General features: G+C 74.0%; 2 protein-coding genes. Both read right to left on the bottom strand.

Translation table 11 applies throughout. The features are described from left to right. Nucleotides 1-111: 111 nt before the first annotated feature. Nucleotides 112-1,269, bottom strand: coding sequence for an ADP-ribosylglycohydrolase family protein (locus G3I19_RS36395; RefSeq protein WP_164267932.1), 1,158 nt, complete (start codon nucleotides 1,267-1,269; stop codon nucleotides 112-114). After that, a partial coding sequence (locus G3I19_RS36390) for an ADP-ribosylglycohydrolase family protein (protein WP_164267931.1) occupies nucleotides 1,266-1,626 on the bottom strand: 361 nt, incomplete at its 5' end. The genes G3I19_RS36390 and G3I19_RS36395, both read right to left, overlap by 4 nt.

Genomic DNA, 1,626 nt, shown 5'->3' with positions numbered 1-1,626 from the left:
CCGCCACCGGATCGCGCCCGTCCTGCTCGGCCTGGCGCAGCTCGTGGCCCACCAGGTCCTCGGGCTGCACCCAGGTCAGCCGCAGCGCCCGGCCGGTCCCGTCCGGCGCCGTCACCTGGCACCCGCTATGGCGCCGAACAGCGCCTCGTGCTCACGGCGCCGCTCCAGGTCACGGGCGAACACCTCACGGGTGACGGCCGCGAGCGCGGTGGCCGGGGCGTGCAGATCGAGCCGGCTGGCCGTGGCGACCTGGCCCGCCCAGTCGGCGGGGACGGCGCTCTCGCCCTGGAGCGCGCCGACGATCGCGCCGCTCATGGTGGCGATGGAGTCGCAGTCCCGGCCGTAGTTGACGGAGCCGAGGACCGTCTCACGGAACTCCCCGCGGCCCGCGAGCAGCATCCCCAGCGCCACCGGCAGCTCCTCGATGGAGTGCAGCCGCGACGGGCGGCGGGCGCCGAGCGACGGCTTGCGGTACTCGGGGCCCACGGTGTCGAAGGGGGTCACCGCCTCCCGCAGCGGCTTCAGCGCCGACTCGAACCCGTCGTGCGCCGCTGCCACTTCACAGACCGCCTCGATCGCCGCGCGGGTGCCGTCCTTCGCCAGCGCGAGGGCATCCTGGACCACCGATTCGGGGGTCGCGCCCGGCTTGCAGGCCGCCGCGACGGCCGCAGCGAAGACCGCGGCCGCCTCCCGGCCGTAACTGGACTGGTGGGCGCCCGCGATGTCGAGGGCCTCGGCGTACGCGGCGGCCGGACTGCCCGCGTTGACCAGGCCGACGGGCGCCATGTACATCGCGGCGCCGCAGTTGACGATGTTGCCGACCCCAGCCTCGCGCGGATCGACGTGCCCGTAGTGCAGCCGTGCGACGATCCACTTCTCGGCGAGGAAGATCCGCTGCAACGGCAGTGCCTCCGCCTCCAGTTCGGGGATCCAGCGCGGCGTGCCCATCAGGTCGGGCACCAGATGGTCGGCCACCGCGTACGCGTCGAGATGGTCGCGCACCGTGTCGTAGACGCGGATCAGCGCATGGGTCATCAGGGTGTCGTCGGTGACGTGCCCGTCGCCCTTGTGGTACGGGGCGATCGGCCGGGCCGTACGCCACTCGTCCTTGTAGAAGGGCTCCACGATGCCCCGCACACGGCCGCCGTGCCGCTCGCTGATGGCCTCCGGGGTCCAGCCCTCCACCGGGCCGCCGAGCGCGTCACCGACGGCCGCGCCGATCAGGGCTCCGGTGGTGCGGTCCTCCAGGGATGGGGTGGGCACGGTCATGAGCGGGTTCCTTCCGGGAAGACAGGCAGATGGGAGGCGAGCCGTGCGGCGACCTCGACGAGATCGGTGCCGGCCAGCTGGGGCAGGGCGCAGCCGACGAGGGTGCGGCAGCTGTCCCGCCAGGTGTCGGGCAGGGATTCGGCGCCGCCGATGGCGCCGGTGAGGGCGCCGGCCAGCGCGGGCGCCGAGTCGGCGACCCGGGACAGACAGGCGGCGGACGGCACCGCATCGGCGAGCACGCCGTCGGCCGCGAGCGTCATCGCCAGGGCGACCGGGACCGTCTCGGCCGCGGCGATCCCGTAGCTGTAGACGTGGTCCACGATCTCGTGCTCCAGGACGGGGACCAGGGCGAAGGCA

The sequence above is a fragment of the Streptomyces sp. SID10853 genome (assembly GCF_010548145.1).
Taxonomy (GTDB): domain Bacteria; phylum Actinomycetota; class Actinomycetes; order Streptomycetales; family Streptomycetaceae; genus Streptomyces.
The sequence above is the reverse complement of the archived record's forward strand: the minus strand, read 5'-3'. Positions and strand labels throughout refer to the sequence as shown.

Coding starts and splice junctions, on each gene's coding strand:
- G3I19_RS36395 (WP_164267932.1), bottom strand. CDS start 1,269: ATGACCGTGCCCACCCCATCCCTGGAGGACCGCACCACCGGAGCCCTG.